Below are 25758 nucleotides of genomic sequence, written 5' to 3' on the forward strand. Positions count from 1 at the left end.
TTTCGCCCGTTCGACTAAAGGGGCGCGGATGAGCGATAAGCCCGAGCAGAAAAAAGGCTGGTTCCAGCGCCTGACGTCAGGCCTGACCCGGTCTTCGCAAGCGATGACCGATCAGGTCACGGGGGTCTTCACCAAGAAGCCCCTGGACCAGGAGCAGCTGGACGCCCTGGAAGAGATGCTGATCGAGGCCGATCTGGGTCCCCAGATCGCCGCCCGCATCACTGACGCCTTTGGCAAGGCGCGCTTCGGCAAGTCGTCGACCGACGACGAGGTCAAGGAAGCCCTGGCCGAGCTGATCGCCGCCGAGCTTTCCGATCGTCAGGGCAGCTTCGAGCCCCTCAGCGGTCCACGCCCCTATGTCGTGCTGTTCATCGGCGTCAACGGCTCGGGCAAGACCACGACCCTGGGCAAGATCGCCGCCGACCTGACCGAGAAGGGCGCGCGCGTCCTGATCGCCGCTGGCGACACCTTCCGCGCCGCCGCCGTCGAGCAGCTGAAGGTCTGGGCCGACCGGGCCGGGGCCGACTTCATGTCCAAGCCCACCGGTTCGGACGCCGCCGCCCTGGCCTATGAGGCCGTCGAGCGCGCCAAGGCTGAGCACTATGACGTGGTGCTGATCGATACCGCCGGCCGCTTGCAGAACAAGCAGGGCCTGATGGACGAGCTGCTGAAGGTCATCCGCGTGGTCAAGAAGGTCGATCCCGACTATCCGCACGAGACCCTGTTGGTCCTGGACGCCACCGTCGGTCGCAACGCCCTGGCTCAGGAGAAGATCTTCGGCAACCAGGTCGGCGTCTCCGGGATTGTCATGACCAAACTGGACGGCACCGCGAGGGGCGGGGTGCTGGTGCCGGTGGCCCGCGCCTCCGACAGCCCGATCAAGCTGATCGGCGTGGGCGAGGGGGTCGATGACCTGCAACCGTTCGACGCCCGCGCGTTCTCGCGTTCGCTTGTCGGCCTGAAGGACTAATCCGTGAGCGAAACGCCGGCGACCGAGACCAAGAACAAGAACGGCTGGGTGCGGACGGTCGTCGACTACGGCGCGGCCATCGCGTTCGGCGTCACCTATTTCGCCACCAAAGATTTCCAGAAGGCCACCTGGGTTCTGGTCGCCGCCTCGGGCGCGGCCCTGGCCATCGGCTTCGCGGTCGAGCGCCGCCTGGCCCTGATGCCGCTGTTCTTCGGCGGCATGGCCCTGATCTTTGGCACCCTGGGCCTGATCTTCCACTCCGACGTCTTTGTGAAGATCAAGGTCACGGTGATCAACCTGGCCCTGGCCGGCTTCCTGTTCGGCGGCGTGCTGACCAACCGTCAGCCGCTGAAGGTGATCATGGGCGAGGCCCTGCACATGCCCGACGCGGCCTGGCGGACCCTGTCGATCCGCTATGGCTTCTATTTCGCGGCGGTCGCCGTGCTGAACGAGATCGTCCGCAACACCCAGGGCACCGACACCTGGGTCAAGTTCCGCCTGGGCCTGCTGCCGCTGGCCCTGGTGTTCGTCGCCAGCCAGATCCCCTTCATCATGAAGCACATGGCCAAGGGCGACGAAGCGGCTGCGACCGAGCCGCCTGACGCGGGCTTCTGACGCTGGTTTCCAGCTTCCGCCGTCCACGGACCGTCTGTCGTCAAATCGACGTCTAGTGATGCTAACTTTCGTCCGTCGGCCGATCGGCCGGCTCGGGGACTTGTGGCTGGACGGGGACTGAGCATGGCCAAGGGCAAGGGCGAGAAAACGGTTGGCGGCCTGCTGGAGCGTTCGCCCAGCCACCTGCTGCACCGGGTCCTGCAACTGGCGCTCGACATCTATGCCGAGGAGTGCGGCGAGGCCGGCGTCACCCAGCGCCAGTTCGCGGTTCTGGCCGCCGTGGCCGAGAACGAGGGCGTCACCCAGACGGCCCTGGTCCGCGCCACCGGCATCGACCGCTCGACCCTGGCCGACATGGTCGCCCGCATGATCACCAAGGGCCACCTGGAGCGTCAGCGCTCCAGCGAAGACGCCCGCGCCAACAGCGTGCGCCTGACGACCGCCGGCCGCGAGGCGCTGGAAAGCATCCGCCCGATGGTGGCGATGGCCGACGCCCGCATCCTGGCCCTGCTGAAGCCCGGCAAGCGCGAGGGCTTCCTGGACCTGCTGTCCGACATGGCCGGCGCCGAGCTGCACCCGGCCGAGGCCGCGCCCAAGGTCAAGAAGGACAAGGCGCCCAAGGCCGAGAAGGTGAAGAAGGACAAGAAGCCCAAGAAGGACAAGGCCGCCAAGAAGGCGGCTTGATCTCTCGCTCATCCCCGCGAAAGCGGGGATCCAAGCTGAGTTTCAGCGAAGAGCGCTTGTGTTGGGTCACCCTCCGCATGGGTCCCCGCTTTCGCGGGGATGAGCGGATTTCCTAGACCAGGATATTCAGCAGCGAGCCCGGGCGCAGGACTTTCTGCGGCTGGGTTTCCGGCTGCACGAAGGCCTTGGGCGGCGCGGTGCGCTGCTGGGGCGGAGCCATGGTCTGCATCTGCAGCGTCGAGGGCGCCGCGGCGGGCCGCGTCGGGGTCGCATCGCCGAGCGCCGTCTGGAAGAAGGCCGCACGCGTCTGCGCCGCCGCGCCCGTAGCGGGCGTCGAGGCGGTCTTGGCGGGGACGGACGGCCAACCGGCGGGACGGACGTTGCTCATGACGCGGACTGTAACATGGTTAATGGAAAGTCGGCCAGTATGGTCAACGCGCCGTTAACGCGGTAGCTCCGCGACCTGTGCGCGCACCCTTTCGGCCGGAGACCCCCCTTGAGCCGCTACAAGATCGTCTTTCTGATCGTGCTGGCCGCGGTCGGCCTGTTCATCGCCGCCATCGTCGGCTCGATGTTTGCGGCCAAGGAAAAGCTGCCCAACGGCTATGAGCTGTCGGTCGGCGGCAAGGGCGAGACCTGGATACGCTCGCCGGACCAGACGCTGGTGACGGACGTGACCTCGGTCTGGCTGTCCCCGGAGCGGATGATCGTCGAGCGCCGCCAGCCCAGCGACACCCCGCCCTACAAGGATCGCGATTGCGACTATCTGGTCGCCCAGGCCAAGGGGCCGCTGGCGCCGATCGCCAGCGCCGAGGCGCTGGGCCTGGTCGCCGGCATGAAGCGCGAGACAGCGGGCCCGAAGACCTGCGTCCAGTAGGCGGCTAGCGCGCCTTCTTCAGCAGCTCCTCGGCCTTGTCCGGAGTCAGCGGGCCGGTGTGCTTGGCGATGATCACGCCGTCGGCGCCGATGAGGTAGGTCTCGGGCACGCCGGTGACGCCGAACTCCAGGCCCGCTCGGCCGTCACGATCGACCAGCCGGGCGGCGAAGGGGTTGCCCAGGCGGGTCAGGAAGGCCTGGGTGTTGGCCGGGGCGTCCTTGTAGGCGATGCCGACCACCTTCACGCCCTGGGCCTTCAGCGCCATCAGCTGCGGGTGCTCGATCTCGCACGGGGCGCACCACGAGGCGAAGAAGTTGACCAGGATCGGGCCTTCGCCCGGGACGCGGATCGGGGCCGAGGCGCCGGTGCTCAGGTCGGGCAGGGACAGCGCCGGTGCGGGCTTGCCGACCAGGGCGTGCGGCTGGACCTTGGGATCGCGCTTGAGCGCATAGCCCGCGAACAGCACCGCCACGGCGACCAGCATCAGCAGCGGGGTGAAGGCCAGCCAGCGCTTCACGACTTCAACTCGTCGAGTTCGGCCTGGCGGCGTTCGGTCTCACGGCGCCAGCGGCGGGCCATGGCCAGGCTGTCGGCGATCATCCAGGCGAAGGCGATGGCCGAGATCCCGAAGGCCGGCCACAGATAGACGGCGTACTTGCCCGCGTCGAAGTCGAAGCTCATCGCGCGCCCTCCGCCAGTTTCATCGCCAGGCTGCGGGCTTTGCGCCGCCAGATCAGGGCGCGGATGCGCACCAGCCACAGCGCGCCGAAAGCGCCCAGATAGGCCAGGCCCATCATCAGGGCGGGCCAGGCATAGATGGCCGGCAGACCGTCGCCGCGCTTGGCCCCGAAGGTCGAGGCGCCCTGGTGAAGGGTGTTCCACCACTCGACCGAGAACTTGACGATCGGCAGGTTGATCAGGCCGACCAGGGCCAGGATGGCGGCGGCGCGCGCGGCCTTCTGCTCGTCGTCGAGCGCGCCGCGCAGGGCCATGTAGCCGAGATAGAATAGCAGCAGCACCAGCACCGAGGTCAGGCGGGCGTCCCACACCCACCAGGCGCCCCACATCGGCTTGCCCCACAGGGCGCCGGTGATCAGGGCCAGAACGGTGTAGACCGCGCCGATCGGGGCGCAGGCCTGGGCGGCCAGGTCGGCCAAGGCCTGGCGGAAAACGAGCGCCAGGAAGCTGGCGACGCCGAGACAGACATAGATGAACAGCGAGATCGAGGCGGCCGGGATGTGGATGAACATCATCCGCACCGTGTCGCCCTGCTGGTAGTCTTCGGGGACCATGAAGGTCAGCACCAGGCCGATAACCCCCGCGATCGCCGACAGCACGCCCAGCAGCGGCGCGGCCCATCGCGAGAACGCCATGAACCGCTCGGGGTTGGTCAGGAAATCGAGCGGGTGGCGAGGATCCATGACGGCTGATTAGAGCGGACGCCGGTCTGCGGCAATGGCCGTATGATTACGGACCGCGCCAGCGGGGCGGGCAGCCTGGAGAAGAGGCGACGCGTGCAGGCGCGCCGCCCCTTCACGCCCCATCTCGCGCAGGATCGGAGGTCAGCCGACCTTGCGCTCGATGACGACTTTGCTTTGGCCGCCCTTGAAGACCGGCGCGCCGCGGGTGTCGAAGCGATGCACCCGCACGCGCGGACCGCCGAACTCCTCAGCCATGCCCAGCACGTCGAAGGTCTTCTGCTGGCTGGGGGTCAGGGCCAGGTAGAAGGCGCGGGTGGCGGCGGCGCGCTTCTGCATCGCCTCGCCGGCCTGGGTCATGCGGTCCAGGCGCTCCAGGGTGGTCGGCGGCGTGGGCTCGACATCGGCGCCGTCCTTGGGGGTCTTCACGACCTTGCGGACCTCGATCTTCGGCGTGGTCGCCTCGACATAGGCTTTCAGCGCCCCGTCCTGGTCGCCGCGCAGCTGCAGGACATCGCGCAGGCGCTGGGCGCGCTTTTCCGGATCGGCCGTACGGCTGTGGCTCCAGATCGCGCCAGGGCCCATGGCCATCATCTCCATAGGTGGGGCTGGCGGGGCGGGCGGAGCCGGAGGCGGCGGCGGAGCCGGGATCTGGGCGGAGGCGGCCCCGGCGGCCAAGCTGGTGACGGCGACGCCGGCGAGCGCCAGGCCGATAAGCGTTCTACGCATGGTGATGGTGCTCCCTCGAAATCTGATGACGGGAGCTTGGCCATCGCCATATGGCGCGAAAATGTCCGAAAACATGAACAATGTTCCATGTTTGACGGGCGGCGAAAGGGGCGGGTTTGCGCGGCCCGCGACTGGCGCTACAGGCAGCTGACAGTTTCGGGATCCGTCTTGCCTAAGGACACGCCGGTCGCCCCTTGTCGCCGGCCCGGAGCCCGTCATGAAGTCGCTCGCCTTTGTCGCCCTGGCCCTGGCCGGTCTCTTCTGGGGCATGGGCTTTCCGACCGGCAAGCTGATCCTGGGTGAGACCAGCGCCGCCCACATGGTGCTGCTGCGCTTCCTGGTCGCCGCGGTGGTGGCTGCGCCGTTCGCCCTGCGCAGGCCCGAGACCCGCGCCCTTTTCCGCTCACCGATCGTGCTGCTGACCGGCGTGCTCTACGGCGTGGCGTTCCTGGTGCAGTTCGAGGGCCTAGCCCATGTCAGCGTCACGGTGGCGGCCCTGCTGGTCGGGGCCATGCCGGCCCTGATCGCGGTCAGCGCCCGGATCCTCGGCGAGAAGGTCACCCCGGCCTCGTGGGCCGGCGTTGCGGCCGCCACCCTGGGCGCGGCCCTGATCGCGGGCAAGCCGGACGGAGCGAGCTCGACCCTGGGGATCGCCCTGTCGATCGGGGCCCTGTTCATCTTCCTGGCCTGGCTGCTGGTGCTGCGCCGCGTGCCCAAGTCCGATGACGCCATGGCCGTCACGGCGGTGACCATCATCGTGGCCGCCGCCACCATCCTGCCGATCGCCTTCGTCATGCATGGCGCGCCGAGCCTAGCCCTCAGCACGCCGACCTGGATCGCGGTACTGGCCCAGGGCGTGCTGGCGACCCTGCTGGCCACGGCCGCCTGGCAGTACGGCGCCTCGCGGGTCGGAGCCGCCAGCGCCGGGGTGTTCATCAATATCGAGCCGCTGATCGGCGCGGCCTGCGGCGTACTGCTGTTCGGAGATCACCTGACCGCGGCCCTGCTGACCGGCGGGGCGCTGATCATCGGAGGATCGCTGACGGTGGTGCTGGGCGAGAAGCAGGCCCAACCCGGCGAGCTGCAGGCGACGGTCGCCCCGACTCCCTAGTCGAGGGCGTTGCGACAGGCCGCGCCCATCGCCAGGGGCGACAAGGCCACCGCGCCGGCGCAATAGGCCAGCATCAGCATCAGGCCGCCGGTCCAGGGCAGGCCGGCCATGTAGCCGTCCAGGGCCCCGGCGCCGAAGATCACCGGCGGCGCGAACAGCGGCAGGACGATGACCGCCACCAGCAGGCCGCCGCGCTTGCTGCCCAGGGCCAGGGCCGCGCCCATGCCGCCCAGGAACGCGAAGGCCAGGCCGCCGGCCAGGCTGCACAGCACCAGCAGCGGGATGACCTTCAGGTCCGCGCCCAGCATCAGGGCCGCGACGGGAGCTGCGAAGGCCAGGGGGGCGCCGGACGCCAGCCACTGGGCAAGGCACTTGGCGATGGCGACCGCCTCCAGCGGCGCGGGACCCAGGGCCAGCAGTTCCAGAGCGCCGTCCTCGTAGTCGCGCTCGAACAGGCGCTCGAGCGACAGCAGGGCGGCCAGGGCCAGGGCCAGCCAGGCGATGCCGGGCGCGATGGCGGCCAGGCGCTCTGGCGCGCGGCCCGACGCCATCGGCAGCAGCACGACGACGCAGGCATAGAAGGTCAGGGCCAGCAGCGGCCCGCCGCCTCGGCCCCAGGCCAGGGCCAGCTCGCGACGCAGGAGAACGCCGAACGCCTTCATGCCCCGATCTCCACGGTGCGGGCGGGAATGGGCAGCGGGTCGTGCACCGAGGCCAAGATCATGCCGCCACCGGCCAGATGCTCTGCCATCACAACGCCGAACGCCTCGCGCTGAGTGGCGTCCAGCGGGGCCATCGGCTCGTCCAGCAGCCACAGGGCGCGCGGACTGGCCGCCAGCCGGGCCAGGGCCAGGCGCCGGCGCTGGCCGGCCGACAGGCGGCGCACTTCCAGGTCCAGCAAGCGGATCAGGTCGAAACGCTTGGCGGCGGCGCGGGCGCTGTCCTCAGTCCCGCCCGTCCACAGGGTCTGGAAGCGCAGTTCCTCCCAAGCCGTGCGGCTGGCCTTCAGGCCGTCGTGGTGGCCCAGCAGATGCAGCTGTTCGGCCCGCGCGGCGTCGGCCTCGACGGGGCCGTTGGCGCTCTCAAACGTTACCGTACCCGCCATGGGTCGCAGCAGGCCCGCGACCGCGCGCAGCAGGCTGGTCTTGCCCGCGCCGTTGCGACCCACCAGGGCGGCCGCTTCGCCGGCGTTCAGGGTCAGATTCAGGCCCGAAAACAGCGTACGTTCGCCGCGCGAAATGGCGAGATCCTTAATGAGAACAACTCTCAACATGCCAAGTCCCCGCGCGCGACATGGACGTTGAAGACCTGTGGCGCTAAGAAGCGCGCGGTCGCCCCCCTCCAGTCGTTCAGGGTGGTACGCGGCGCGGAGGCGGAACCTGTGTGTCCCTTCCGATCAGCGCGTGATCCCGGGAGTGGTTTTCGGGCGGCCGTGGACAGAGAAGGATCCTTGAGAATGGCGTCTGTTGACAGCCTGAAAGCCCGTCGCGAGCTCACCGTCGGCGGCAAGTCGTACGTCTATTACAGCCTTCGCGCCGCTGAGGAAGCCGGTCTGGCCGGAACTTCGTCGCTGCCGATCTCGATGAAGGTTCTGCTCGAGAACCTGCTGCGCAACGAAGACGGCGTTTCGGTCGCTGAAGACGACCTGAAGGCCGTGGCCGCCTGGCTGCAGAACAAGGGCGCCGTCGAGCACGAGATCAGCTTCCGCCCGGCCCGCGTGCTGATGCAGGACTTCACCGGCGTTCCCGCCGTCGTCGACCTGGCCGCCATGCGCGACGCCATGGTTGCCCTGGGCGCCAACCCGGCCAAGATCAACCCGCTGAACCCCGTCGACCTGGTCATCGACCACTCGGTGATGGTCGACAACTTCGGCGACGCCAAGGCCTACGACAACAACGTCAAGCGCGAGTACGAGCGCAACATCGAGCGCTATCGCTTCCTGCGCTGGGGCTCGTCGGCCTTCAACAACTTCCGCGTTGTCCCGCCCGGCACCGGCATCTGCCACCAGGTGAACCTGGAATATCTGGCCCAGACCGTCTGGACCAACGAAGTCGACGGCGCCGAAGTCGCCTATCCCGACACCGTCGTCGGCACCGACAGCCACACGACCATGGTCAACGGCCTGGCCGTCCTGGGCTGGGGCGTTGGCGGCATCGAGGCTGAAGCGGCCATGCTGGGTCAGCCGATCCCGATGCTGATCCCGGAAGTCATCGGCTTCAAGCTGACCGGCGCCATGCCGGAAGGCGCGACGGCCACCGACCTGGTGCTGACCGTCACCCAGATGCTGCGCAAGAAGGGCGTGGTCGGCAAGTTCGTCGAATTCTACGGCGACGCCCTGGCCAACCTGACCCTGGAAGATCAGGCGACGATCGCCAACATGGCCCCGGAATACGGCGCCACCTGCGGCTTCTTCCCGATCTCGGCCGCCACCGTGGCCTTCCTGAAGGGCACCGGCCGCACGCCGGAACGCGTCGCCCTGGTCGAAGCCTACGCCAAGGAACAGGGCATGTGGTGGGAGCCCGGCGTCGCCGAGCCGACCTTCACCGACAGCCTGGAACTGGACCTGTCGACGGTTCTGCCGTCGCTGGCCGGCCCGAAGCGTCCGCAAGACCGCGTCCTGCTGTCGGAAGCCTCGTACAAGTTCGCCGAGTCGCTGGGTGGTGAATTCGGCAAGTCGGAAGCCCCCGACCTGCGCGCCCCGGTGGAAGGCGAAAACTTCGACGTCGGTCACGGCGACGTGGTCATCGCGGCCATCACCTCGTGCACCAACACCTCGAACCCCTCGGTGCTGATCGCCGCCGGCCTGCTGGCCAAGAATGCGGTGGCCAAGGGCCTGAAGGCCAAGCCGTGGGTGAAGACCTCGCTGGCCCCCGGCTCGCAAGTCGTCACCGACTATCTGGCCAAGGCCGGTCTTACCAAGCACCTGGACGCCCTGGGCTTCAACCTGGTCGGCTACGGCTGCACCACCTGCATCGGCAACTCGGGCCCGCTGCCGGAAGCCATCAGCAAGACGATCAACGACAACGACCTGGTCGCTTGCTCGGTGCTGTCGGGCAACCGCAACTTCGAAGGCCGCGTGAACCCGGACGTGCGCGCCAACTACCTGGCCTCGCCGCCGCTGGTGGTGGCCTACGCCCTGGCCGGCACGATGAAGATCGACCTGGCCACCCAGCCGATCGGCCAGGACAAGAAGGGCAACGACGTCTTCCTGAAGGACATCTGGCCTTCGAACGAAGACATCGCGACCCTGCAGCGCAAGGCCATCAACGAGAAGATGTTCGCCAGCCGTTACGGCGACGTCTTCAAGGGCGACAAGAACTGGCAGGGCATCAAGACCACGGGCGGCCAGACCTACGCCTGGGAAGGTGACTCCACCTACGTCCAGAACCCGCCGTACTTCCCGAACATGTCGATGACCCCCGCTCCGGTCACGGACATCGTGGAAGCCCGCATCCTGGCCGTCTTCGGCGACTCGATCACCACCGACCACATCAGCCCGGCCGGTTCGATCAAGACGTCCAGCCCGGCCGGTCAGTACCTGATCGACCAAGGCGTGCAGCCGGTGGACTTCAACGGCTACGGCGCCCGCCGCGGCAACCACCAGGTGATGATGCGCGGCACGTTCGCCAACATCCGCATCCGCAACAAGATTACGCCGGAAATCGAAGGCGGCGTGACCAAGCACTTCCCGACCGGCGAAGTGATGCCGATCTACGACGCCGCCATGAAGTACCAGGAAGAAGGCCGCCCGGCGGTCGTCTTCGGCGGCAAGGAATACGGCACCGGCTCGTCGCGTGACTGGGCCGCCAAGGGCACCAAGCTACTGGGCGTCCGCGCGGTGATCTGCGAAAGCTTCGAGCGTATCCACCGCTCGAACCTGGTCGGCATGGGCGTTCTGCCGCTGCAGTTCGTGCAGGACGGCTGGCAGAAGCTGGAACTGACCGGCGAGGAGATCGTCTCGATCCGCGGCCTCACCGACCTGGCGCCGCGCAAGCAGCTGATCGTCGAGCTGTACCGCCCGACCGACGGCCGCATCGCCCGCTTCCCGGTCCGCTGCCGCATCGACACCCCGACCGAGCTTGAATACTTCAAGAACGGCGGTGTGCTGAACTACGTGCTGCGCAACCTGGCCAAGGGCGAATAGTCCAAGGCTTGGAAGACCGACTAAAGGCGGCCGGCTCCCTCGCGGGGCCGGCCGCTTTCGTTTCGGCGGCGCCTGACAACGATGTCTCCACCGTTTCTCCCCATCGACTGCCCCGCTTCACGGCCTCGTGAACGGCGCGTGTCGACGTTCTTGGCTTAAGTGACCCGCAATGCGTAAGGCCGCCCTTTTCCCGTTCCGTTTGGCCCTGTTCTGCCTGGCCCTGTCCGGCGTGACGGTTCCCGCTGTGGAGGCCGCCCCGAAGGCGCACGCCAAGTCGCCGGTGGTGGTCGAGCTGTTCACCGCCCAGGGCTGTTCGTCCTGCGGCAAGGCCAATCAGATCGCGGCCGACCTGTCCAAGCGGGAGGGCGTCCTGGCCCTGACCTACGCGGTCGACTACTGGGACTATCTCGGCTGGAAGGACACCTTCGCCAAGCCGGCCTTCGCCGAGCGCCAGCGGACCTACGCCAAGAAATTCGCCCTGCGCGACGTGCCGACACCGCAGATGGTGGTCGGTGGCCGTGTCCAGGCCTCGGGCGCCAAGGCCGGGACCGTCGAGGACCTGGTCAAGACGAGGGCCAACGCCCCGTCCAATCCGCCGGACATGGAGTTCGTCGGCAATGCGCGCGTCGCCGTCGGCTCGGGGCCTGCGCCGCGCGGCGGGGCCGAGGTCTGGATGATCCGCTACGACCCGCGCGAGCAGGACATCGCCGTCAAGCGCGGCGACAACAAGGGCCAGACCCTGGTCCACCGCAACGTGGTGCGCGAGCTGGTCAAGCTGGGCCCCTGGGCCGGCCGGCCCAAGCTGTATCGCCTGCCGACCGCGATCGGGACCGATCCCGACCTGGCGACGGTGATCCTGGTGCAGGGCGCCAAGGGCGGCCGCATCCTGGGCGTGCTGGAAACCATCACCCCCGAACGCTGAAGCTCAGTTTCCGGACAGAAGAAAACCCGTGTGACAGGAGGGGAGCGTCACACGGGTTCCTTTTTGCATGTCGGCGAAGGCCGTAGTGACCGGGTGGGCTGGGGGGGGCTGGACAGGACCCCGATCCGGTCTTCGTCGACGCTCTTTTTATCGAGCCTCAAACCGGCAAGGGCTGGACCAAACCAAGGTCGTTTCGGGGCGGGTCGTGGCCGATATGCGGCGGCGAGATTTCCGCGACGCGCACAGCAAAAAGCCCGCGCGGTGGGGGATGATCCGCGCGGGCCTCTTGGGGGAGGGGATATAGAGTTTGTCGGCTGACCGGCCCGCAATCTGGGGGGCTGGGGGGGCTGTTCAGGATCCTGGACCGCAGGGTCTCCGATCAGCCGACGATGTTGTTATCGACCCGCAACCGGGCGGCCGAAGGACCGAAATAAGGTCATATCGAGGCGCAGCGTGGCTACCTCGTGTCATTTGCAACCGGGCGTGTCCGGGAGGCCACGGAGCGACCGTCGGGGCGGCGCCTGTTCCATTCGTCCGATTTAGGATTAGATTCCACCGATGGCCCTGGATTCCCATCCCACGCCGGTCGGCGGCGTCACCTTCTTCGAACGGCGCGAGCTGGACCAGCTGATGCGTCTTTACGGCCGCATGGTCGCGGCCGGCGAATGGCGCGACTACGGCATCGCCGGCCTATCGGACTGTGCGGTGTTCTCGATCTTCCGCCACGCCGCCGAAGCCCCGCTCTATCGCGTCGAGAAGCGCCCGGCCCTGGCCCGCAAACAGGGCGCCTGGGCGGTGTTCGGTCAGGGCGGCCAGATCCTCAAGCGCGGCCACGAGCTGACCCAGGTGCTGAAGGTCTTCGAGAAGGGCAAGTTCTCGGTCGTTGACTGACAGCTAGAACGAAACGGCCAGCTTCGCGCCGACGAAGCGGCCATCGTTGTCATAGCCGCGCGCCGTGCCGATCGTGCTGCTGTCGGCGTTGGGCTTGAGCCCGCATAGCACGCCTGCCGAACCGGTAACGCCGCCTTCTGAGCGCTCTACCGAGGTCTTGGCGATCCCGCGTGGCAACATGATCGGGGCCCGGTCGTAGGCGACCGCGAAGGACATCGGCGCCGTCGACGGTATGGGCGACAGGGCCAGGCGCTTGGCGGCTTGGGAAGAGGCTGGAACGGTCTGCGCCTGGCTGGCGGCGGCGGCCAGGATCAGCGGCAGGGCGAACGCGAATGTCCGGATCATCGTCGTCTCCATCATGCCCCGCCGTGAATGTGGTCCCGGGAGCGGCGCGCGTCGAGGGTGACGCAACATCGCAGGTCAACAAAAAGCCCCGGCGGTTTCCCGCCGGGGCTTCGTCGTTTCGACCTGTCGCCGGTTTTAGCGGCGGCTGCCCATGATGCTGAGCAGGAATTGGAACAGGTTGATGAAGTTCAGGTACAGGCTGAGGGCGCCGTAATTGGTGGCCACGGCCGCCGACTGCTGGTCGCCGCCCAGCTGGTAGTAGGTCATCTTCAGGTTCTGGGTGTCGTAGGCGATCAGGCCCGCGAAGATCAGAACGCCCAGGATGCTGATAATGAAGGACAGGCCCGGCAGCTGCAGGAACATCTGGAACAGCGACGCGACCACCAGGCCGATCAGGCCCATGATCAGGAAGCTGCCGAAGCCCGACAGGTCCTTCTTGGTCGTGTAGCCGAACAGGCTCAGACCGCCAAAGGCGATGGCGGTGACCAGGAAGGTCGCGGCGACCGAGGCGCCGGTATAGGCCAGCAGCCACACGCCCAGACCCGCGCCGATCGAGGCGACCAGCGCCCAGTACAGCAGGCCCGACGAGCGAGCGGTCGGGTTCTTCATGGCGAACATCGACACCAGCATCATCACCAGGGGCGCGAAGCGGATGATCGTGCCGGCCAGAGTGAAGCCCGCCAGACGGCCGTCGGGGGTCAGCACGTACAGCAGGCTGGCGACCGGCTGGTAGGCGCTGGTCAGGAAGGCCAGGCCCGCCGACAGCAGAAGACCCAGCGCCACCTTGTTGTAGACGCCGAGCATGAAACTACGCAGGCCGGCGTCAACCGACATGTCGGCGCGATCCGCCGGGATCGAGCGCGCGTAGCCGCGGTTGAAGTCGTTCATTGAATTAAAGCCCTTGAGCTAGAGCGCCCACGACGGACGCCTGACGAATATCGGGTGTGAAAGGCGGTCGCGCAATCCCCTCGCGCATGTGTTCATGGTACGCACTTTGGACTTATTGGCGTCCGTGACGCAAAACGGTTCACGCCTTGCCGGGGCTCACACCGAACTCTTACAAAGTGTGTCTGGCAAAGAGTGTCTGATCTCGAGGGAAGAAATGCCTATGGACTACGCCAAGCTTGGCCGCACGGACGTGTCGGTGTCGCGTTGCTGCCTGGGCACCATGACCTGGGGCTCGCAGAACACCGAGGTCGAGGCGCATGAGCAGATGGACTACGCCGTCTCGCGCGGCGTGACCTTCTGGGACACGGCCGAGATGTACGCCAGCCCGCCCAGCCCCGAGACGCAAGGGCGCACCGAAGAATACATCGGCTCGTGGCTGGCCAGGACCGGCAAGCGCCAAGAGATCGTGCTGGCCTCGAAGGTCGCCGGCCAGGGCGCGGCGTTCGGCGGTCTGTCCTGGATGCGCAAGGACGGCGCAGTGACCCGCCAGACCAAGGCCCAGATCGACGAGGCCGTCCAGGGCTCTCTGCGCCGGCTTAAGACCGACTATCTGGACCTCTACCAGCTGCATTGGCCTGACCGCCGCGTGCGGGTGTTCGGCGGCCAAAGCTTCAAGGACTACGACCAAGACTTCGAAAGCTTTGGCGACATCCTCGAGGCGTTGGACGCCCACGTGAAGAAGGGCACGATCCGCCACGTCGGGGTCTCGAACGAGTTTCCGTGGGGCGTGATGAAGTTCCTGGGCGAGAGCGAAGCCAAGGGCCTGCCGCGCATCGCCTCGATCCAGAACGCCTACCACCTGGCTAACCGCACCTATGAATACGGCCTGGCCGAGATCGCCATGCGCGAGCAGGTGGGCCTGCTGGCCTATTCGCCCCTGGCCCAGGGCCAGCTGACCGGCAAGTACCTGAACGGCGCCCTACCGGCCGGGTCGCGTAAGGCGCTCTACAACCGCATGCAACGCTACGAAGGCCCCGGTTCTCAGGAAGCCTTCCAGGCCTATGTGAACCTGGCCCAGGCCCATGGGATCGACCCGGCGCAGCTGGCCCTGAAGTTCTGCGACACCCGCCCGTTCGTGACCTCGACGATCATCGGCGCCACCTCGATGGAACAGCTGAAGACCAATATCGACGCCTTCGACTTGGCTTGGACCGACGACCTGGAAGACGCCGTCAACGCCATCCACGCCCGCCAGCCCAATCCCTGCCCGTAAGCCTTAGGTCTCGATGATCCGTCTCTTCACCGCCATCGCCATCCCGCCGGAGATCGGCCAGGGCCTGCTCTCGCGCCAGCACGGGATCGAGGGCGCGCGCTGGCGGCCGCTGGAGGCGTTTCACATCACGCTGAAGTTCATCGGTGACGTGCAGGAGCCGGTCGCGGCCGAACTGGACGAGGCCCTGGCCGAGATCGTCGCGCCGGCCTTCGACCTGGAACTGGCCGGGGCCGGTCACTTCGGCGAGGGCGTCGATATCCACGCCGTCTGGGCCGGGGTCGCCGACAGCGCGCCGCTGCGCCGGCTGCGGAAGGCCAATGAGAGCGCCGCCCGCGCGGCCGAGCTGAAGCCCGAGAGCCGTCTCTACACGCCGCATGTCACCCTGGCCTATCTCAAGCGCGCCGCGGTTCCGGAAGTCGGGGCCTGGATCCAGGCCAACAACCTGCTGCACTCGCCGGCCTTCCACGTTGACCGCTTCGGCCTCTATTCCAGCTGGCAGACCAGCGAGGGCTCGGCCTACCGGCTGGAGCGGGAATACCCGCTGGAGGCTTAAGCCGCCGTCAGCGCGCGCGAGATCAGCCGGCGCACCGGATGGGCCTGGCGACCCAGCCGCAGCAGGGCGTGGCGGGCCAGCTTGGCCGGGGCGGTCTCGGTCGCATACAGGCGGGCGATGGCGTTGGTCGCCGTATAGAGCGGCAGGGCGGCGCGGCGATGCTCGCTCTCATAGGCCGACAGGACGTTGAGGGCGGCGAGGTCGCGGCCGGCCCGAAGGCGTCGCGCCAGGCCGACGGCGCTGAGCAGGCCCAGGTTGAAGCCATGGGCGGTGACCGGATGCATGCCGACCGCCGCGTCGCCGATCAGGGCAAAGCCGGGTCCGGCGAAGCGGTGCGACCAGGTCGTGACCAGCGGATAGGCGTGGCGAGTGCTGACCAGTTTCAGGGCCCCCAGGCGGCCCTTGTGGCGGCGGGTCATCTCGGCCTCGAAGGCGGCCTCGTCCATGGCCATGAGCTTGTCGATCTCGGGCGCGGCCAGGGTGACCACGATCGACGAGCAGCCCGGTCCCAGCGGCAGGATCGCCAGGGTCTGGCCGTGGTCGAACCACTCGGTGGCGACGTGGCCGTGGTCGGCGTCGTGGGTCATGCGGCAGACCAGCATCGCGCGACCCAGTCGGTTCATGTCGGCCCCGACGCCCAGCTGGTCGCGGAAGGTCGAAAAGCGCGAGTCGGCCACCACCAGCAGCTTCGCCTCGATTGCCTCGTCGTCGCCCAGACCGATGCGGAACCCGGTGTCGGTGCGTTGCGCAGAAGCGCCAACGACGTCGGTCAGCAGGGTCACGTCATCGGCGCCGTCGGCCAGCTGATACAGCGCCTTGCGGATGTGATGGTTGGCGACCAGGGCTCCCAGCTCGCCGGCAGCTCCGCCTTCCGGCTCGAAGGTCAGGGCCATGGGCGAAGCGCCGTTCAGCACCTTGGCGGCGCGCAACGGCCAGACGTCGTCGGCGGGGAAGAGGTCCCAGGCGCCCAGGGACTTGAGGGTGGCGATCGAGCGCTGGGTCAGGGCGATCTCGCGGCCGTCGAAGGCCGGATCGGCCAGGGCCGCGCGCGGCTGGCGCTCGATCAGGGTGATCTTCCGGCCCGAGCCCTGCATCGCTCGGGCGAAGGCCAAGCCGGCCGGGCCGGCGCCGATGATGGCGATGTCCTGCGGGTTCATCGAAAAGCTCCCTCGATACGCAGGGATCTAGTAGCGCCGCTCGGCCCCGGCGCGATTGATCAGGCTCAGGTCGCGGCGTGATCCTTGAGAACGCCCAGCGGCGCGACCGCCAGCATCTCCTCGTGGGTGGCTTCCAGCACGACCTGCGGAGCCATGCCGGCCTCCAAGGCTTCGGTCCAGCGGCCTGCGCACAGGCACCAGCGGTCGCCAGGCTTCAAGCCGGGGAAGGCGTAGTCGGGGCGCGGCGTGGAAAGGTCGTTGCCCTGCGCCTTGGAGAAGGCCAGGAAATCCTCGGTCATCACCGCGCAGACAGTGTGCAGGCCCAGGTCGTGCGGCCCGGTCTCGCAGCAGCCGTTGCGGTAGAAACCGGTGACCGGATCCAGCGAACAGGGCGCCAATTCGCCGCCCAGCACGTTCCGGGCGTTCTTGTCGTACCGTGTGGTGCTCATGCGGCGATCCTAGACCCTGGGTTTGCGCATGGGGAAGGCTTTTGCGGCGTCGCGGCGCTGCTAAGGTGAGCGCCATGACCGACGCCTTCGCAGATCGCCCGCGCCGCAGCGCCCTCTACATGCCGGCCTCCAACGCCAAGGCGGTGGAGAAGGCTCGCACCCTGGACGCCGACGTCATCATCCTGGACCTGGAGGACGCCGTTGCGCCGGAGATGAAGCCGGCCGCGCGCGAAGCGGCCGTGGCGGCGGTCAAGGCCGGCGGCTTCGGGGCGCGCGAGGTGGCGATCCGGGTCAACGGCATCGACACCCCCTGGGGCCTGGAGGATCTGGCCGCCGTGTCCGAAGCCGGTCCCGACGCGGTGCTGGTCCCCAAGGTCAATGACGCCGACGACGTGCGCCTCTACGACCAGCATCTGAAGTCGGCGCCCCCGGCCACGCGCCTGTGGACCATGATCGAGACCGCCAAGGCCGCCTTCCACCTGTGGGAGATCGCGCAGGCCCGCCACGGCACGCGGCTGTCGACCTGGGTGATGGGCGTCAATGACTTCGCCAAGGAAATGCGCGCCCGCCAGACTCCGGATCGCGCGCCGTTCCTGCCGCTGCTGACCCTGTCGGTCGCCGCCGCCCGCGCCCACGGCCTGACGATCCTGGACGGGGTCCACAACGACATCGAAGACCTCGAGGCGCTGGAGGCCGTCTGCGTCCAGGGCGTCGACTTCGGCTTCGATGGCAAGACCCTGATCCATCCCAAGCATCTCCCGATCTGCAACCGGGTCTTCTCGCCCTCGCCCGAGGACGTTGCCTGGAGCCAGGCGGTGATCGCCGCCTTCAACGCGCCCGAAAATGCGGGCAAAGGCGCCCTACGGGTCGACGGCAAGATGGCCGAACGCTTGCATCTGTCGCAGGCAGAGCGTCTTGTCGCCGTGGCGGCCGCGATCTCGGCGAGGGATGCGGCGACCTAAGGGGGCGCTGAGCAGGTTTCGTATGCGGGCTATCGTTGTTTCCGTCGTTTCGGCCATGCTGGCCGCGGGTCCGGTCTGGGCTCAGCAGTCTGCCGACGCGCCGGTCGTGACGGCTGCGCCGCAGGTCCAGGCGCCGCCCGCCGATACGGTCCCTCAAGCGCTCGATCCGCTGGCCGACCTGATCGCCCAGCAAACCGGTCTCGACGAAGAGCAGGCCGAGGCCGCTAGCGCGCCCGCGCCGCGCCACAGAGCCACCATCCTGCCCATACCCCCGCCCGAACCGACCGGCCCGGCCATCCCGCAGGGCGGCTACGTCCCGGCCGAGAAGGTCTATGAGATGCGGGTGAAGGGCTCGATCGCCGCCGCCCAGAACCTGCAAGGCCCGCTTGATGGCGGCTGGAAGATCGCCGGCGCCGACGGCGGCCAACTCTACGCCCTGCAGCTGGTCGACAAGGCCGGCGGCTATGGCGAGCTGGAAGGCGCCTGGCGCGATGTCCGGCGGCCCGGCAGCGTCGGCTCGACCGGCCTGATCGAGGATCTGCGCCGCGACGGCTCTGACGTCGTCGTCCGTTTCAGCCCCCGGGGCGGCCAGTCCAGCGTCCTGACCCTGCGGCCTGTCGGCCAGGAGCGTTGGGCCGGCCAGCTGTCGGAGAACGGCGAGGTCCTGGCGGTGGTCGCCGAGCAGCTGCGTCCTGAGGCTCCTCCCGGCTACGAGACCGAGCGTCGTGGTCCCTATGTCTGGCCTGGCCCCCAGCGCGTGGCGGCCAGCCGTCCCGCCCCGGCGGCGTCGGCTCCGGCCTGCTCGACCAAGGGCAAGACGGGCAAGGCCCTGAAGGCGGCCAAGGCCAAGTGCGCAGCCGCCGCCAAGCGCGGCAAGGGCGCGGCGGTCAAGAAGGGCGGCAAGGCGAAGGCCAAGGCGACGACCGCACGCAAGGGCAAGGCGACGGCCAAGAAGCCGGCCGCCAAGAAGAAGCGCTAGGCTTTCAGCGCTTCCCGCGCCGCTGCGATCGGTGCGGCGAGGTCCTCAGCCGCATAGGCGCTCGCCGGGCTGTGACCCCACACGGGGCCCGGCCAGGCCGGATCATCTGCGCGTCGCCCAACCACGTGCACATGCAGCTGCGCGGTGACATTGCCCAGGGCGCCGACGTTCAGCTTGTCGACCGCCAGGCCCAGCGCCGCGCCGACCGCACGGACGGCGGTTCCGGCCAGGACGATCTCTTCCATCAGCTCGATGCGGTGGGCGGTGTCGAGTTCCTCGATCTCGCGCAGACCGGGCTGGCGGGGGATCAGAACCAGCCACGGATAGCGGGCGTCGTCCTGCAGGCGCACCTCGCATAGCGGCAGGTCGGCGACCTTGTGCGAGGTAGCGACGAACGCCGGGTCGAGAATGAAATCAGCCACGTTTCGGCACCGCCGCCCAATAGTCGAAGTCGAGAATGACGGCCGGGTCATAGACCCCTTCGCCATCCTTGTCCGGGAACTCCGCGCAGGGCTGGTCCTTCGTCGCCACCAGCCGCAGGCGCAGGGCGCCGACCGAACCGAGATCCGCCTTGTCCAGCACCTGGCTCCAGGCGAACACCGTGCCGCCGGCGAAGAGCGGGGCCACGTGCCGGCCGCCGTTGATGGCCAGGATCAGGCCGGCGTTCTGCAGCCCGTTGAACGACAGCGCCTTGGCGGTCGAGATCACCACCCCGCCATAGACCAACCGCCGGCCCGACGGGTCCTTGCTCCGCTCGAACTGGTTGAAGTGGACCTTGGCGGTGTTCTGCCACAGCCGGGTGGCCATCTGGTGTTCGGCCTCTTCCACCGCCATGCCGTCCACGTGGTCGATGGTCTCGCCGATCTCGTAGTCCTCGAAGGCGTGCGGCGCGCCGGCCAGAGCCCAGTCATAGGCGGCGAAGTCCAGTCCCGCCGGTAAGACTAGATCGGCCGGCGCCACGGCGCCCGACAGGGTCGGCGCCGTCTGCTCGGCGATCTCCGCGTCCGGATCGCGCTTTCGCACCATCACCCAGCGCACGTAGCTCAGCACCGCCTCGCCGCGCTGGTTCACGCCGGTGGTGCGCACATAGACGACGCCGGTCTTGCGGTTGGAGTTCTCCTTCAGCCCGATCACGTCGGACACCGCGCTCAGGGTGTCGCCCGGAAATACTGGGGCCAGGAACCGGCCCTCGGCATAGCCCAGATTGGCCACCGCATTCAGGCTGATGTCGGGCACCGTCTTGCCGAACACCACATGGAAGGCGATCAGCGGGTCGACCGGCGCAGAGGCCAGGCCGCAGGCGCGGGCGAACTCGTCCGACGAAAAGAGCGAGAAGCGCGGCCCGTAAAGCGCCGTGTACAGCGCGACATCGCCGCTTGTGACGGTCCGGGGCGTGGCGTGGACCAGTCGCTGGCCCAGCTTGAAGTCCTCGAAGAAATGACCCGGATCGGTCTTGCTCATCCCCGCGGCTCCTTATCGTTGTTTAGGCATCTTTGCCGCAGCGCAGCGAAACGGGAAAGAGGACTTGAGGCCGGGACGCTACAGGTCTAGACCGCGCCCGACATTTCACTGTCCACAGCCTTGATGGAGACCCCATGGCTCGCGCGAAGATCGCCCTTATCGGCGCCGGCATGATCGGCGGCACCCTGGCCCACATCGCCGCTCGCGAAGAGCTGGGCGACGTGATCCTGTTCGACATCGCCGAAGGCACCCCGCAGGGTAAGGCCCTCGACATCGCCGAAGCCTCGGCCGTGTTCGGCAAGGACGTGGCCCTGAAGGGCGCCAACGACTACGCCGACATCGCCGGCGCCGACGTCTGCATCGTCACCGCCGGCGTGCCGCGCAAGCCGGGCATGAGCCGCGACGACCTGCTGGGCATCAACCTGAAGGTCATGAAGGCCGTCGGCGAAGGCATCAAGGCCCACGCCCCGAACGCTTTCGTCATCTGCATCACCAACCCGCTCGACGCGATGGTCTGGGCCCTGCAGCAGTTCTCGGGTCTGCCCAAGGAAAAGGTCATCGGCATGGCCGGCGTCCTGGACTCGGCCCGCTTCGCCTACTTCCTGGCTGAAGCCACCGGCGTGTCGGTCGAAGACATCCACGCCTGGACCCTGGGCGGTCACGGCGACGACATGGTTCCGATGGTCCGTCACTCGACGGTCGGCGGCCTGCCGCTGCCGGAACTGGTCAAGCAAGGCTGGCTGACGCAAGAGAAGCTGGACGCCATCGTCGAGCGCACCCGCAAGGGCGGCGGCGAGATCGTCGCCCTGCTGAAGACCGGCTCGGCCTTCTACGCCCCGGCGGAATCGGCGATCGCCATGGCGACGTCGTACCTGAAGGACAAGAAGCGCGTCCTGCCGTGCGCCACCTACCTGACCGGCCAGTACGGCCTGAACGGGCTGTACGTCGGCGTGCCGGTCGTCATCGGCGCCGGCGGCGCCGAGAAGATCGTCGAGTTCGAAACCAACGACGCCGAGAAGGCCATGTTCGCTGCCTCGGTTGCGTCGGTCCAGGGCCTGATGGAAGCCTGCAAGGCCATCGACAGCTCGCTGGTCTAAGCGAACTTCGATCCATAACGACGAAGGGCGGCCCTCGCGGGGCCGCCCTTTTTCTTGGTCACTACAGGCCCCCTCCGCGCTTCGCGCTCCTCCCCCGGAGGGGGAAGGCGGCTTAACGTCTGCCCCCTCCGGGGGCGGACGACCGCGAAGCGGTCAGGTGGGGGCAAGTGGCAGGCCTAGTGCGCCGCGTCGCCCGGCTCCTGGGAAATCTCTTCCAGGGTCTTGCCGACCTGCTTGGCGCCGTAGTCCTTGGCCACATCGCCCAGCGAAAGAATGCCGGTCAGGTTGCCGGACTCGTTGAGGACGATCAGACGGCGGACCTGGTTGTTGGCCATCTTGGCGGTGGCGTCGGCCAGGACGTCGTCTTCCTTCACGCTCAGCACTTCACCGTCGGACATGGCTTCCGAGATGGGGGCGTCGAAGCTGCGGCCTTCGGCGACCACGCGCAGGACGATGTCGCGGTCGGTGACCACGCCGACCACCTTGCCGTCCTCGACCACGGGCACGACCCCGCTTTCGACCTTGGCCATGGTCTCGGCGACCTTGCGGATACTGTCGGTGGGGCGTGCGATCGAGACCTGGCTGGTCATGGCGTCGCTGACTTTCATGGCGAACCTCTCAAGGTTGGGAATTCCGAGGCTCTAAAACCCGCGCACACCCCCTCCTGTTCCGCTTGCGTGTGCCCTATCTAGGCGCAGCCCCCATTGGAGGGGGTCTCCGCGGAGCTTCCCATGTCGATCTCGATCCACCAGGCCAGCGTGCCCGTCTTCATCCAGGGCCTGAAGGGTCTGAAGGGCGTCCTGACCAAGGCCGCCGCCCTCGTCGAGGCCAAGACATGGGACCCCGAGGCCCTGCTGAAGGCCCGCCTGTATCCCGACATGTTCCCGCTGATCCGCCAGGTGCAGATCGCCACCGACTTCGCCAAGGGCGGCGCCGCGCGCCTGGCCGCGCAGGAGGTTCCGGCCTGGGACGACACCGAAGCCAGCTTCGAAGACCTAGTCGCCCGCGTCGACCGCGCCATCGCCTATCTGGAAGGTCTGGACGTGGCGGCGTTCGAAGGCGGTCACGACCGTGACGTCCAGCTGGTTCGTCGCGGCGAGACCAAAACCTTTAAGGGCCTGGACTATCTGCAGGGCCAGGCGATGCCGAACTTCTTCTTCCACATCACCACCGCCTACGCGATCCTGCGCCACAACGGCGTCGAGGTCGGCAAGCGCGACTTCCTGGGCACGGCCTGATCTTCGGTTTCTTGGGGGGCGGGCCGAAAAGCCCGGTAGTGACGCAGTTTGAATCCGGGAGTTAGTAAGTCTGGATCAAATGGTGATCTTGATGCTCCGAATGGCCTCTCGGAACTTCCCTCGGACGTCCGGCGGGACTTGGTCTAGTAGGAACTGATGGACGGCCTGATTGTCGGCATCGCTCCGCAGTGGGTCCAGCTCAAAGCTCCAAGTTGACCATTTCTCGACTGATGTCGCCGTTATGACGCCGATCCCATGCCGCCCCGCCACTGACAGCACGTTATCGAAGTCTCCCTTTTCATCTTCTGACAACTCCGTTGGGAAGTTGACTATGAGAAGGTAGGCGTAGTGCGCTCGCAGGCGGTGCGATACCGCTTCGTAAACTCCCATGACATTCAGAGCTTCATACCGCTTGACTTCGATTGTCCTCACGTCTCCTTCCGGACGAGAAGAAAATAGCCAATCTGACACGGTGCAAAGAGTGATGTCTGGTCGTGTCCAAGTGCCGCCGGTCTGTCGTCGCCCTTGACCGGCCGTCACCGCCCCGAAAACATGCGTGAAGCCCGGCTGCTCAGTCCAATTCCGAAGGATTACGTTCAGGGCAGGGTCGTAAAAATGTCGCTCTGTCTGAGGGTCTAGCTCTGCCGCAGATGCGCTCGATGGAATCGTCTCGATCTCGACAAGGGCGGGCTCGTCATTCGTCTCCGGAACAAGGTAGATTCCGCCGTTGCGACCTCTGCGCCTCTCGATCTTGCGAGCATCGACCAGAGTTTGCTCAGCCTTCCAATAGTCATCTGTCGGCTTTTGACCAACATCAGGCAGTTTCTCCCACAACTTTTGCCTTATTAGTCGGCCTCCCGCTAACTTTAGTGCCTCGACAATCTTATCTTCCATCACGGATTCTCGATCTATGTGGGTGATTGGGGCGTACCCTCAGCGAACTCGTTGGGGCTTCGCGGGGCAGATAGCGTTGTCGGTCTGCCTACTGGAATTTCCGTCGCTTGAACGCAGCGATATCTTCTCGCGATAGCTTGAACCATTCGCCATTGGCGCGCCGGTCGGCAAAGCGCCGGTGCCAATACGCTTCGATGCCAGGCGGATCGTCGGTGGAGATGGAGTGGATGAGCATCACCTTCTCGGGCAGCGCGATCGTGATCTCCTTGACCCGACGCTCCACATCGTCGCTCCTCCCGACTTTGAAAAACGCGCCTGACTGAAGCAAGTACACGGAACCATCAACGCGGCTGCGGGGTGGCGACACAGGCTGGGCGCCGAGGATTGGCACCACGTCAGCGAACTCGGGCTTGTCTGCTGTCCAGGCGCCAATAAGGACACCAAGCTGGCTGAAGCCGCCGAACCGGCGCTCGATCGTTTTGAAGTTGGGGAAGTCAGGCCGCGACCGTCCAAACAGCTTCAGTTCGGCGACGGTCGGAACGCGACCATAGTGCCGGCACGCCATCGCCAGTTGCCGGAGTAGCTCATCGTCGGCGATGCGGCGCTCTTCGGGCAGAAGGTTAGGCGTTAGGCCGGCTTCCGCGATGGCTTCGCTCCAGCGAGCCCAATACACGCCCCGCCAAGCCGACTCACCAATGCCAGAGTGCGTTTGGAAATGCTTTGCACCGGGCGGTTTCCCGTCGGCCTCTTTCGCCAGCCGGCGAATTTCGTTGAGGATTCTGACCTTCATCGGTCAAGCTAAACGTATCGCCCTGCCTTCCTCAACTATACCTGAACTGGGAAGAGCTTTTTTCCTTCCAGGCACACCCGCTGAAATGTCTGCTCAAAGATGCCGTCCTGCGGCGTCAGCACCGTTGAGCCAACCGCCACGAAGGGCATGTACCCGACGTAGCCGCCGAACCCGTTTTTGGCGTTGACCGTGCCGCAAGTGAAGACGCCCTCGGGCGCGCCATCGATCTGGCCGCGCACGGCCCAGACATCCTTGAATAGTGCGCTGTCGGGATCGGCGAGGCTGTAGCGCACGGCTTGAACGGCCTCATTCGCTGACGCGAAAGCCTGGGCCTCTTCACGCTCAGCGGCGTCTTTCTCGGCCTGGGCCTTTTCTTCCTCGGCCTTGAGGGCATTTTCGACTGCCGCATCTCGATCCCGTTGCGCCTTTATCTGGGCCTGCGCAGCGGCGTGCTCCTTCGGGAAAGCGGCGGCCTTGATGCGATCAACGGCGAACGCACCTGCGCAGATCAGCAGCGCGACGAGAAGGAAGCTCCCGACCGTCACCGAGACCCAATCCGTTTTGCCGTTGCTCGCCATGATCGCCCCGCTCAAGTTGAATGGGGTCTATTCTGCCTATCATAGGTAAACGAAATAGGCAGAATGGCTCCTGGAGCCAAAGTGCCTCTGGCCGCCACATCCCCTCATGGATTGGGCTGCGATCGTTGGCGGGAACATACGCCGACTGCGGAAGGCGAAAGGCCTGACGCAAGAGCAGCTTGCTCACGAGTCTGAGGTCGCCATGCGCTACGTCGCCGGCGTCGAGCGTGGTGAGGAAAATCCGTCGCTCAAGTTCTTGGTGAAGATGGCTGATGCGTTGGGCGTCGAGCCGTCGGCCCTGCTGGCGCGGAACTAAGCTCTAAGAATAGCGACGAATTGCACGCAAATCTTGACGTCAGCCCCGTTTTCGGTTAACGCTGATTGCGTCGCGTTCAGCGGCTTGAATTTCGGCCCGAGGCCGATCGGCGCGAGTTGCGCGCCCCCTCACTCCGAGAGCATTTCAATGAACTTCAAATGGACGCCTCGCCGGCGCTTTTTCCACATGCTCGGTAAATTGCTGGGCGTTCAAATTTCGCCTGAGCGCGGAGTTTTCGTGGGAGTCAGCTTTCCCGATCTCAACGTCTATGCCGCCGACGGCATGACGGTTATCGGTCGGATTTCCCGGTAGGAGGTCCAAACCACTTTCGCAATAGGTCGTCAGTGCGCAGGCGAAGGCCTGCCCAAGGGCCTTCAATGCTCAATACAAGAAAGCGGTCGTTATTCTCAGCATCAG

33 protein-coding genes are annotated in these 25758 nt (G+C 66.9%); 16 read left to right on the top strand and 17 right to left on the bottom strand.

All coding sequences use genetic code 11. The features are described from left to right. Nucleotides 1-28: 28 nt before the first annotated feature. The 3 genes from ftsY (at nt 29) to ABDW31_RS05025 (ending at nt 2269) form a co-directional block, all read left to right on the top strand. Complete coding sequence (ftsY, locus tag ABDW31_RS05015) at nt 29-970, top strand: signal recognition particle-docking protein FtsY (RefSeq protein WP_184715108.1); 942 nt, start codon at nt 29-31, stop codon at nt 968-970. Between the two features lie 3 nt (nt 971-973). Beyond that, nucleotides 974-1585 carry an inner membrane-spanning protein YciB gene (locus ABDW31_RS05020; RefSeq protein ID WP_184715110.1) on the top strand — a complete coding sequence of 204 codons (612 nt, stop codon included), beginning with the start codon at nt 974-976 and terminating at the stop codon, nt 1583-1585. Nucleotides 1586-1708: 123 nt separating this feature from the next. Continuing rightward, nucleotides 1709-2269 carry a MarR family winged helix-turn-helix transcriptional regulator gene (locus ABDW31_RS05025; RefSeq protein ID WP_184715112.1) on the top strand — a complete coding sequence of 187 codons (561 nt, stop codon included), beginning with the start codon at nt 1709-1711 and terminating at the stop codon, nt 2267-2269. Between the two features lie 112 nt (nt 2270-2381). Here ABDW31_RS05025 and ABDW31_RS05030 read toward each other — a convergent pair whose 3' ends face one another. Further along, on the bottom strand, nt 2382-2657 hold the full coding sequence (locus ABDW31_RS05030) for a hypothetical protein (RefSeq protein ID WP_184715114.1): 276 nt from the start codon (nt 2655-2657) through the stop codon (nt 2382-2384). Between the two features lie 108 nt (nt 2658-2765). Between ABDW31_RS05030 and ABDW31_RS05035 the strand changes: the two genes are divergently transcribed. After that, nucleotides 2766-3146: a hypothetical protein gene (locus tag ABDW31_RS05035; RefSeq protein WP_184715116.1), complete on the top strand. Its 381-nt coding sequence runs from the start codon at nt 2766-2768 to the stop codon at nt 3144-3146. A gap of 4 nt (nt 3147-3150) precedes the next feature. Here the strand turns inward: ABDW31_RS05035 and ABDW31_RS05040 are convergent, their stop codons facing one another. The 4 genes from ABDW31_RS05040 to ABDW31_RS05055 form a co-directional block, all read right to left on the bottom strand. Further along, nucleotides 3151-3663 carry a DsbE family thiol:disulfide interchange protein gene (locus tag ABDW31_RS05040; RefSeq protein WP_184715118.1) on the bottom strand — a complete coding sequence of 171 codons (513 nt, stop codon included), beginning with the start codon at nt 3661-3663 and terminating at the stop codon, nt 3151-3153. Continuing rightward, on the bottom strand, nt 3660-3827 hold the full coding sequence (gene ccmD / locus ABDW31_RS05045) for a heme exporter protein CcmD (protein WP_184715120.1): 168 nt from the start codon (nt 3825-3827) through the stop codon (nt 3660-3662). The genes ABDW31_RS05040 and ccmD overlap by 4 nt, the downstream gene beginning before the upstream one ends. After that, on the bottom strand, nt 3824-4567 hold the full coding sequence (gene ccmC, locus ABDW31_RS05050; protein WP_184715122.1) for a heme ABC transporter permease CcmC: 744 nt from the start codon (nt 4565-4567) through the stop codon (nt 3824-3826). Before ccmC ends, ccmD begins: the two co-directional genes overlap by 4 nt. A 141-nt stretch (nt 4568-4708) precedes the next feature. After that, nucleotides 4709-5293, bottom strand: a complete 585-nt coding sequence (locus ABDW31_RS05055) for a Spy/CpxP family protein refolding chaperone (RefSeq protein ID WP_184715124.1) — start codon at nt 5291-5293, stop codon at nt 4709-4711. 217 nt (nt 5294-5510) lie between these two features. On the opposite strand from ABDW31_RS05055, the gene ABDW31_RS05060 reads away from it, so the two are divergent. Beyond that, nucleotides 5511-6404, top strand: a complete 894-nt coding sequence (locus tag ABDW31_RS05060) for a DMT family transporter (protein ID WP_184715126.1) — start codon at nt 5511-5513, stop codon at nt 6402-6404. Here ABDW31_RS05060 and ccmB read toward each other — a convergent pair. Both ccmB and ccmA read right to left on the bottom strand, forming a co-directional pair. Continuing rightward, entirely contained in the window at nt 6401-7066 is a 666-nt protein-coding gene (gene ccmB, locus ABDW31_RS05065; protein ID WP_184715128.1) for a heme exporter protein CcmB, read from the bottom strand. The genes ABDW31_RS05060 and ccmB overlap by 4 nt on opposite strands. Then, nucleotides 7063-7677 carry a heme ABC exporter ATP-binding protein CcmA gene (ccmA, locus tag ABDW31_RS05070; RefSeq protein WP_184715130.1) on the bottom strand — a complete coding sequence of 205 codons (615 nt, stop codon included), beginning with the start codon at nt 7675-7677 and terminating at the stop codon, nt 7063-7065. Before ccmA ends, ccmB begins: the two co-directional genes overlap by 4 nt. Before the next feature lie 183 nt (nt 7678-7860). On the opposite strand from ccmA, the gene acnA reads away from it, so the two are divergent. The 3 genes from acnA (at nt 7861) to ABDW31_RS05085 (ending at nt 12361) form a co-directional block, all read left to right on the top strand. After that, nucleotides 7861-10548, top strand: coding sequence for an aconitate hydratase AcnA (gene acnA, locus ABDW31_RS05075; protein WP_184715132.1), 2688 nt, complete (start codon nt 7861-7863; stop codon nt 10546-10548). 169 nt (nt 10549-10717) lie between these two features. Then, the gene (locus tag ABDW31_RS05080; RefSeq protein WP_184715134.1) at nt 10718-11470 is read left to right on the top strand and encodes a DUF1223 domain-containing protein; all 753 of its coding nucleotides are present in this window, start codon (nt 10718-10720) and stop codon (nt 11468-11470) included. A gap of 558 nt (nt 11471-12028) precedes the next feature. Next, nucleotides 12029-12361 carry a DUF2794 domain-containing protein gene (locus ABDW31_RS05085; RefSeq protein ID WP_184715136.1) on the top strand — a complete coding sequence of 111 codons (333 nt, stop codon included), beginning with the start codon at nt 12029-12031 and terminating at the stop codon, nt 12359-12361. A 3-nt stretch (nt 12362-12364) separates the two neighbouring features. Here the strand turns inward: ABDW31_RS05085 and ABDW31_RS05090 are convergent, their stop codons facing one another. Together ABDW31_RS05090 and ABDW31_RS05095 are read right to left on the bottom strand one after the other, a co-directional pair. Beyond that, on the bottom strand, nt 12365-12706 hold the full coding sequence (locus ABDW31_RS05090; RefSeq protein ID WP_184715138.1) for a hypothetical protein: 342 nt from the start codon (nt 12704-12706) through the stop codon (nt 12365-12367). 135 nt (nt 12707-12841) lie between these two features. Next, the gene (locus tag ABDW31_RS05095) at nt 12842-13594 is read right to left on the bottom strand and encodes a Bax inhibitor-1/YccA family protein (RefSeq protein ID WP_184715140.1); all 753 of its coding nucleotides are present in this window, start codon (nt 13592-13594) and stop codon (nt 12842-12844) included. Nucleotides 13595-13814: 220 nt separating this feature from the next. Between ABDW31_RS05095 and ABDW31_RS05100 the strand changes: the two genes are divergently transcribed. Together ABDW31_RS05100 and thpR are read left to right on the top strand one after the other, a co-directional pair. Next, entirely contained in the window at nt 13815-14867 is a 1053-nt protein-coding gene (locus ABDW31_RS05100; RefSeq protein ID WP_184715142.1) for an aldo/keto reductase, read from the top strand. A gap of 13 nt (nt 14868-14880) precedes the next feature. After that, nucleotides 14881-15420: an RNA 2',3'-cyclic phosphodiesterase gene (thpR, locus tag ABDW31_RS05105; protein WP_184715144.1), complete on the top strand. Its 540-nt coding sequence runs from the start codon at nt 14881-14883 to the stop codon at nt 15418-15420. Here the strand turns inward: thpR and ubiM are convergent. After that, nucleotides 15417-16577 carry a 5-demethoxyubiquinol-8 5-hydroxylase UbiM gene (ubiM, locus tag ABDW31_RS05110; RefSeq protein WP_184715146.1) on the bottom strand — a complete coding sequence of 387 codons (1161 nt, stop codon included), beginning with the start codon at nt 16575-16577 and terminating at the stop codon, nt 15417-15419. The genes thpR and ubiM overlap by 4 nt on opposite strands. Before the next feature lie 65 nt (nt 16578-16642). Next, the gene (locus ABDW31_RS05115) at nt 16643-17026 is read right to left on the bottom strand and encodes a DUF2237 domain-containing protein (RefSeq protein ID WP_184715148.1); all 384 of its coding nucleotides are present in this window, start codon (nt 17024-17026) and stop codon (nt 16643-16645) included. 74 nt (nt 17027-17100) lie between these two features. Here ABDW31_RS05115 and ABDW31_RS05120 point away from each other — a divergent pair, with 74 nt between their 5' ends. Further along, nucleotides 17101-17988 (top strand): CoA ester lyase, encoded by an 888-nt coding sequence (locus ABDW31_RS05120; protein ID WP_184715150.1) that lies wholly within the window; start codon nt 17101-17103, stop codon nt 17986-17988. A gap of 22 nt (nt 17989-18010) precedes the next feature. After that, on the top strand, nt 18011-18967 hold the full coding sequence (locus ABDW31_RS05125; RefSeq protein WP_184715152.1) for a hypothetical protein: 957 nt from the start codon (nt 18011-18013) through the stop codon (nt 18965-18967). On the opposite strand, the gene ABDW31_RS05130 is transcribed toward ABDW31_RS05125, so the two are convergent. After that, nucleotides 18964-19389, bottom strand: coding sequence for an HIT domain-containing protein (locus ABDW31_RS05130; protein WP_184715154.1), 426 nt, complete (start codon nt 19387-19389; stop codon nt 18964-18966). The two genes, ABDW31_RS05125 and ABDW31_RS05130, sit on opposite strands and share 4 nt — an antisense overlap. Next, on the bottom strand, nt 19382-20428 hold the full coding sequence (locus tag ABDW31_RS05135) for a MaoC family dehydratase (protein WP_184715156.1): 1047 nt from the start codon (nt 20426-20428) through the stop codon (nt 19382-19384). The genes ABDW31_RS05130 and ABDW31_RS05135 overlap by 8 nt, the downstream gene beginning before the upstream one ends. Nucleotides 20429-20562: 134 nt before the next feature. Between ABDW31_RS05135 and mdh the strand changes: the two genes are divergently transcribed. Beyond that, nucleotides 20563-21525, top strand: a complete 963-nt coding sequence (gene mdh, locus ABDW31_RS05140; protein WP_184715158.1) for a malate dehydrogenase — start codon at nt 20563-20565, stop codon at nt 21523-21525. Nucleotides 21526-21701: 176 nt separating this feature from the next. On the opposite strand, the gene ABDW31_RS05145 is transcribed toward mdh, so the two are convergent. Continuing rightward, nucleotides 21702-22133, bottom strand: a complete 432-nt coding sequence (locus ABDW31_RS05145; protein WP_184715160.1) for a CBS domain-containing protein — start codon at nt 22131-22133, stop codon at nt 21702-21704. Nucleotides 22134-22256: 123 nt separating this feature from the next. Between ABDW31_RS05145 and ABDW31_RS05150 the strand changes: the two genes are divergently transcribed. Continuing rightward, entirely contained in the window at nt 22257-22763 is a 507-nt protein-coding gene (locus ABDW31_RS05150; RefSeq protein WP_184715162.1) for a DUF1993 family protein, read from the top strand. Nucleotides 22764-22838: 75 nt separating this feature from the next. Here ABDW31_RS05150 and ABDW31_RS05155 read toward each other — a convergent pair whose 3' ends face one another. From ABDW31_RS05155 to ABDW31_RS05165, 3 genes are all read right to left on the bottom strand, one after another. Further along, complete coding sequence (locus ABDW31_RS05155) at nt 22839-23657, bottom strand: hypothetical protein (protein ID WP_343698410.1); 819 nt, start codon at nt 23655-23657, stop codon at nt 22839-22841. Between the two features lie 88 nt (nt 23658-23745). Then, a complete protein-coding gene (locus ABDW31_RS05160) occupies nt 23746-24447 on the bottom strand; it encodes a GIY-YIG nuclease family protein (RefSeq protein WP_343698411.1) in 702 nt (233 codons plus the stop codon). A gap of 35 nt (nt 24448-24482) precedes the next feature. Continuing rightward, on the bottom strand, nt 24483-25025 hold the full coding sequence (locus ABDW31_RS05165) for a hypothetical protein (RefSeq protein ID WP_343698412.1): 543 nt from the start codon (nt 25023-25025) through the stop codon (nt 24483-24485). A 106-nt stretch (nt 25026-25131) separates the two neighbouring features. Between ABDW31_RS05165 and ABDW31_RS05170 the strand changes: the two genes are divergently transcribed. Together ABDW31_RS05170 and ABDW31_RS05175 are read left to right on the top strand one after the other, a co-directional pair. After that, nucleotides 25132-25341 carry a helix-turn-helix transcriptional regulator gene (locus ABDW31_RS05170; RefSeq protein WP_343698413.1) on the top strand — a complete coding sequence of 70 codons (210 nt, stop codon included), beginning with the start codon at nt 25132-25134 and terminating at the stop codon, nt 25339-25341. 147 nt (nt 25342-25488) lie between these two features. Continuing rightward, a complete protein-coding gene (locus ABDW31_RS05175) occupies nt 25489-25653 on the top strand; it encodes a hypothetical protein (RefSeq protein WP_343698414.1) in 165 nt (54 codons plus the stop codon). Nucleotides 25654-25758 lie beyond the last annotated feature (105 nt).

This window comes from Caulobacter sp. (assembly GCF_039596335.1).
Classification (GTDB): domain Bacteria; phylum Pseudomonadota; class Alphaproteobacteria; order Caulobacterales; family Caulobacteraceae; genus Caulobacter.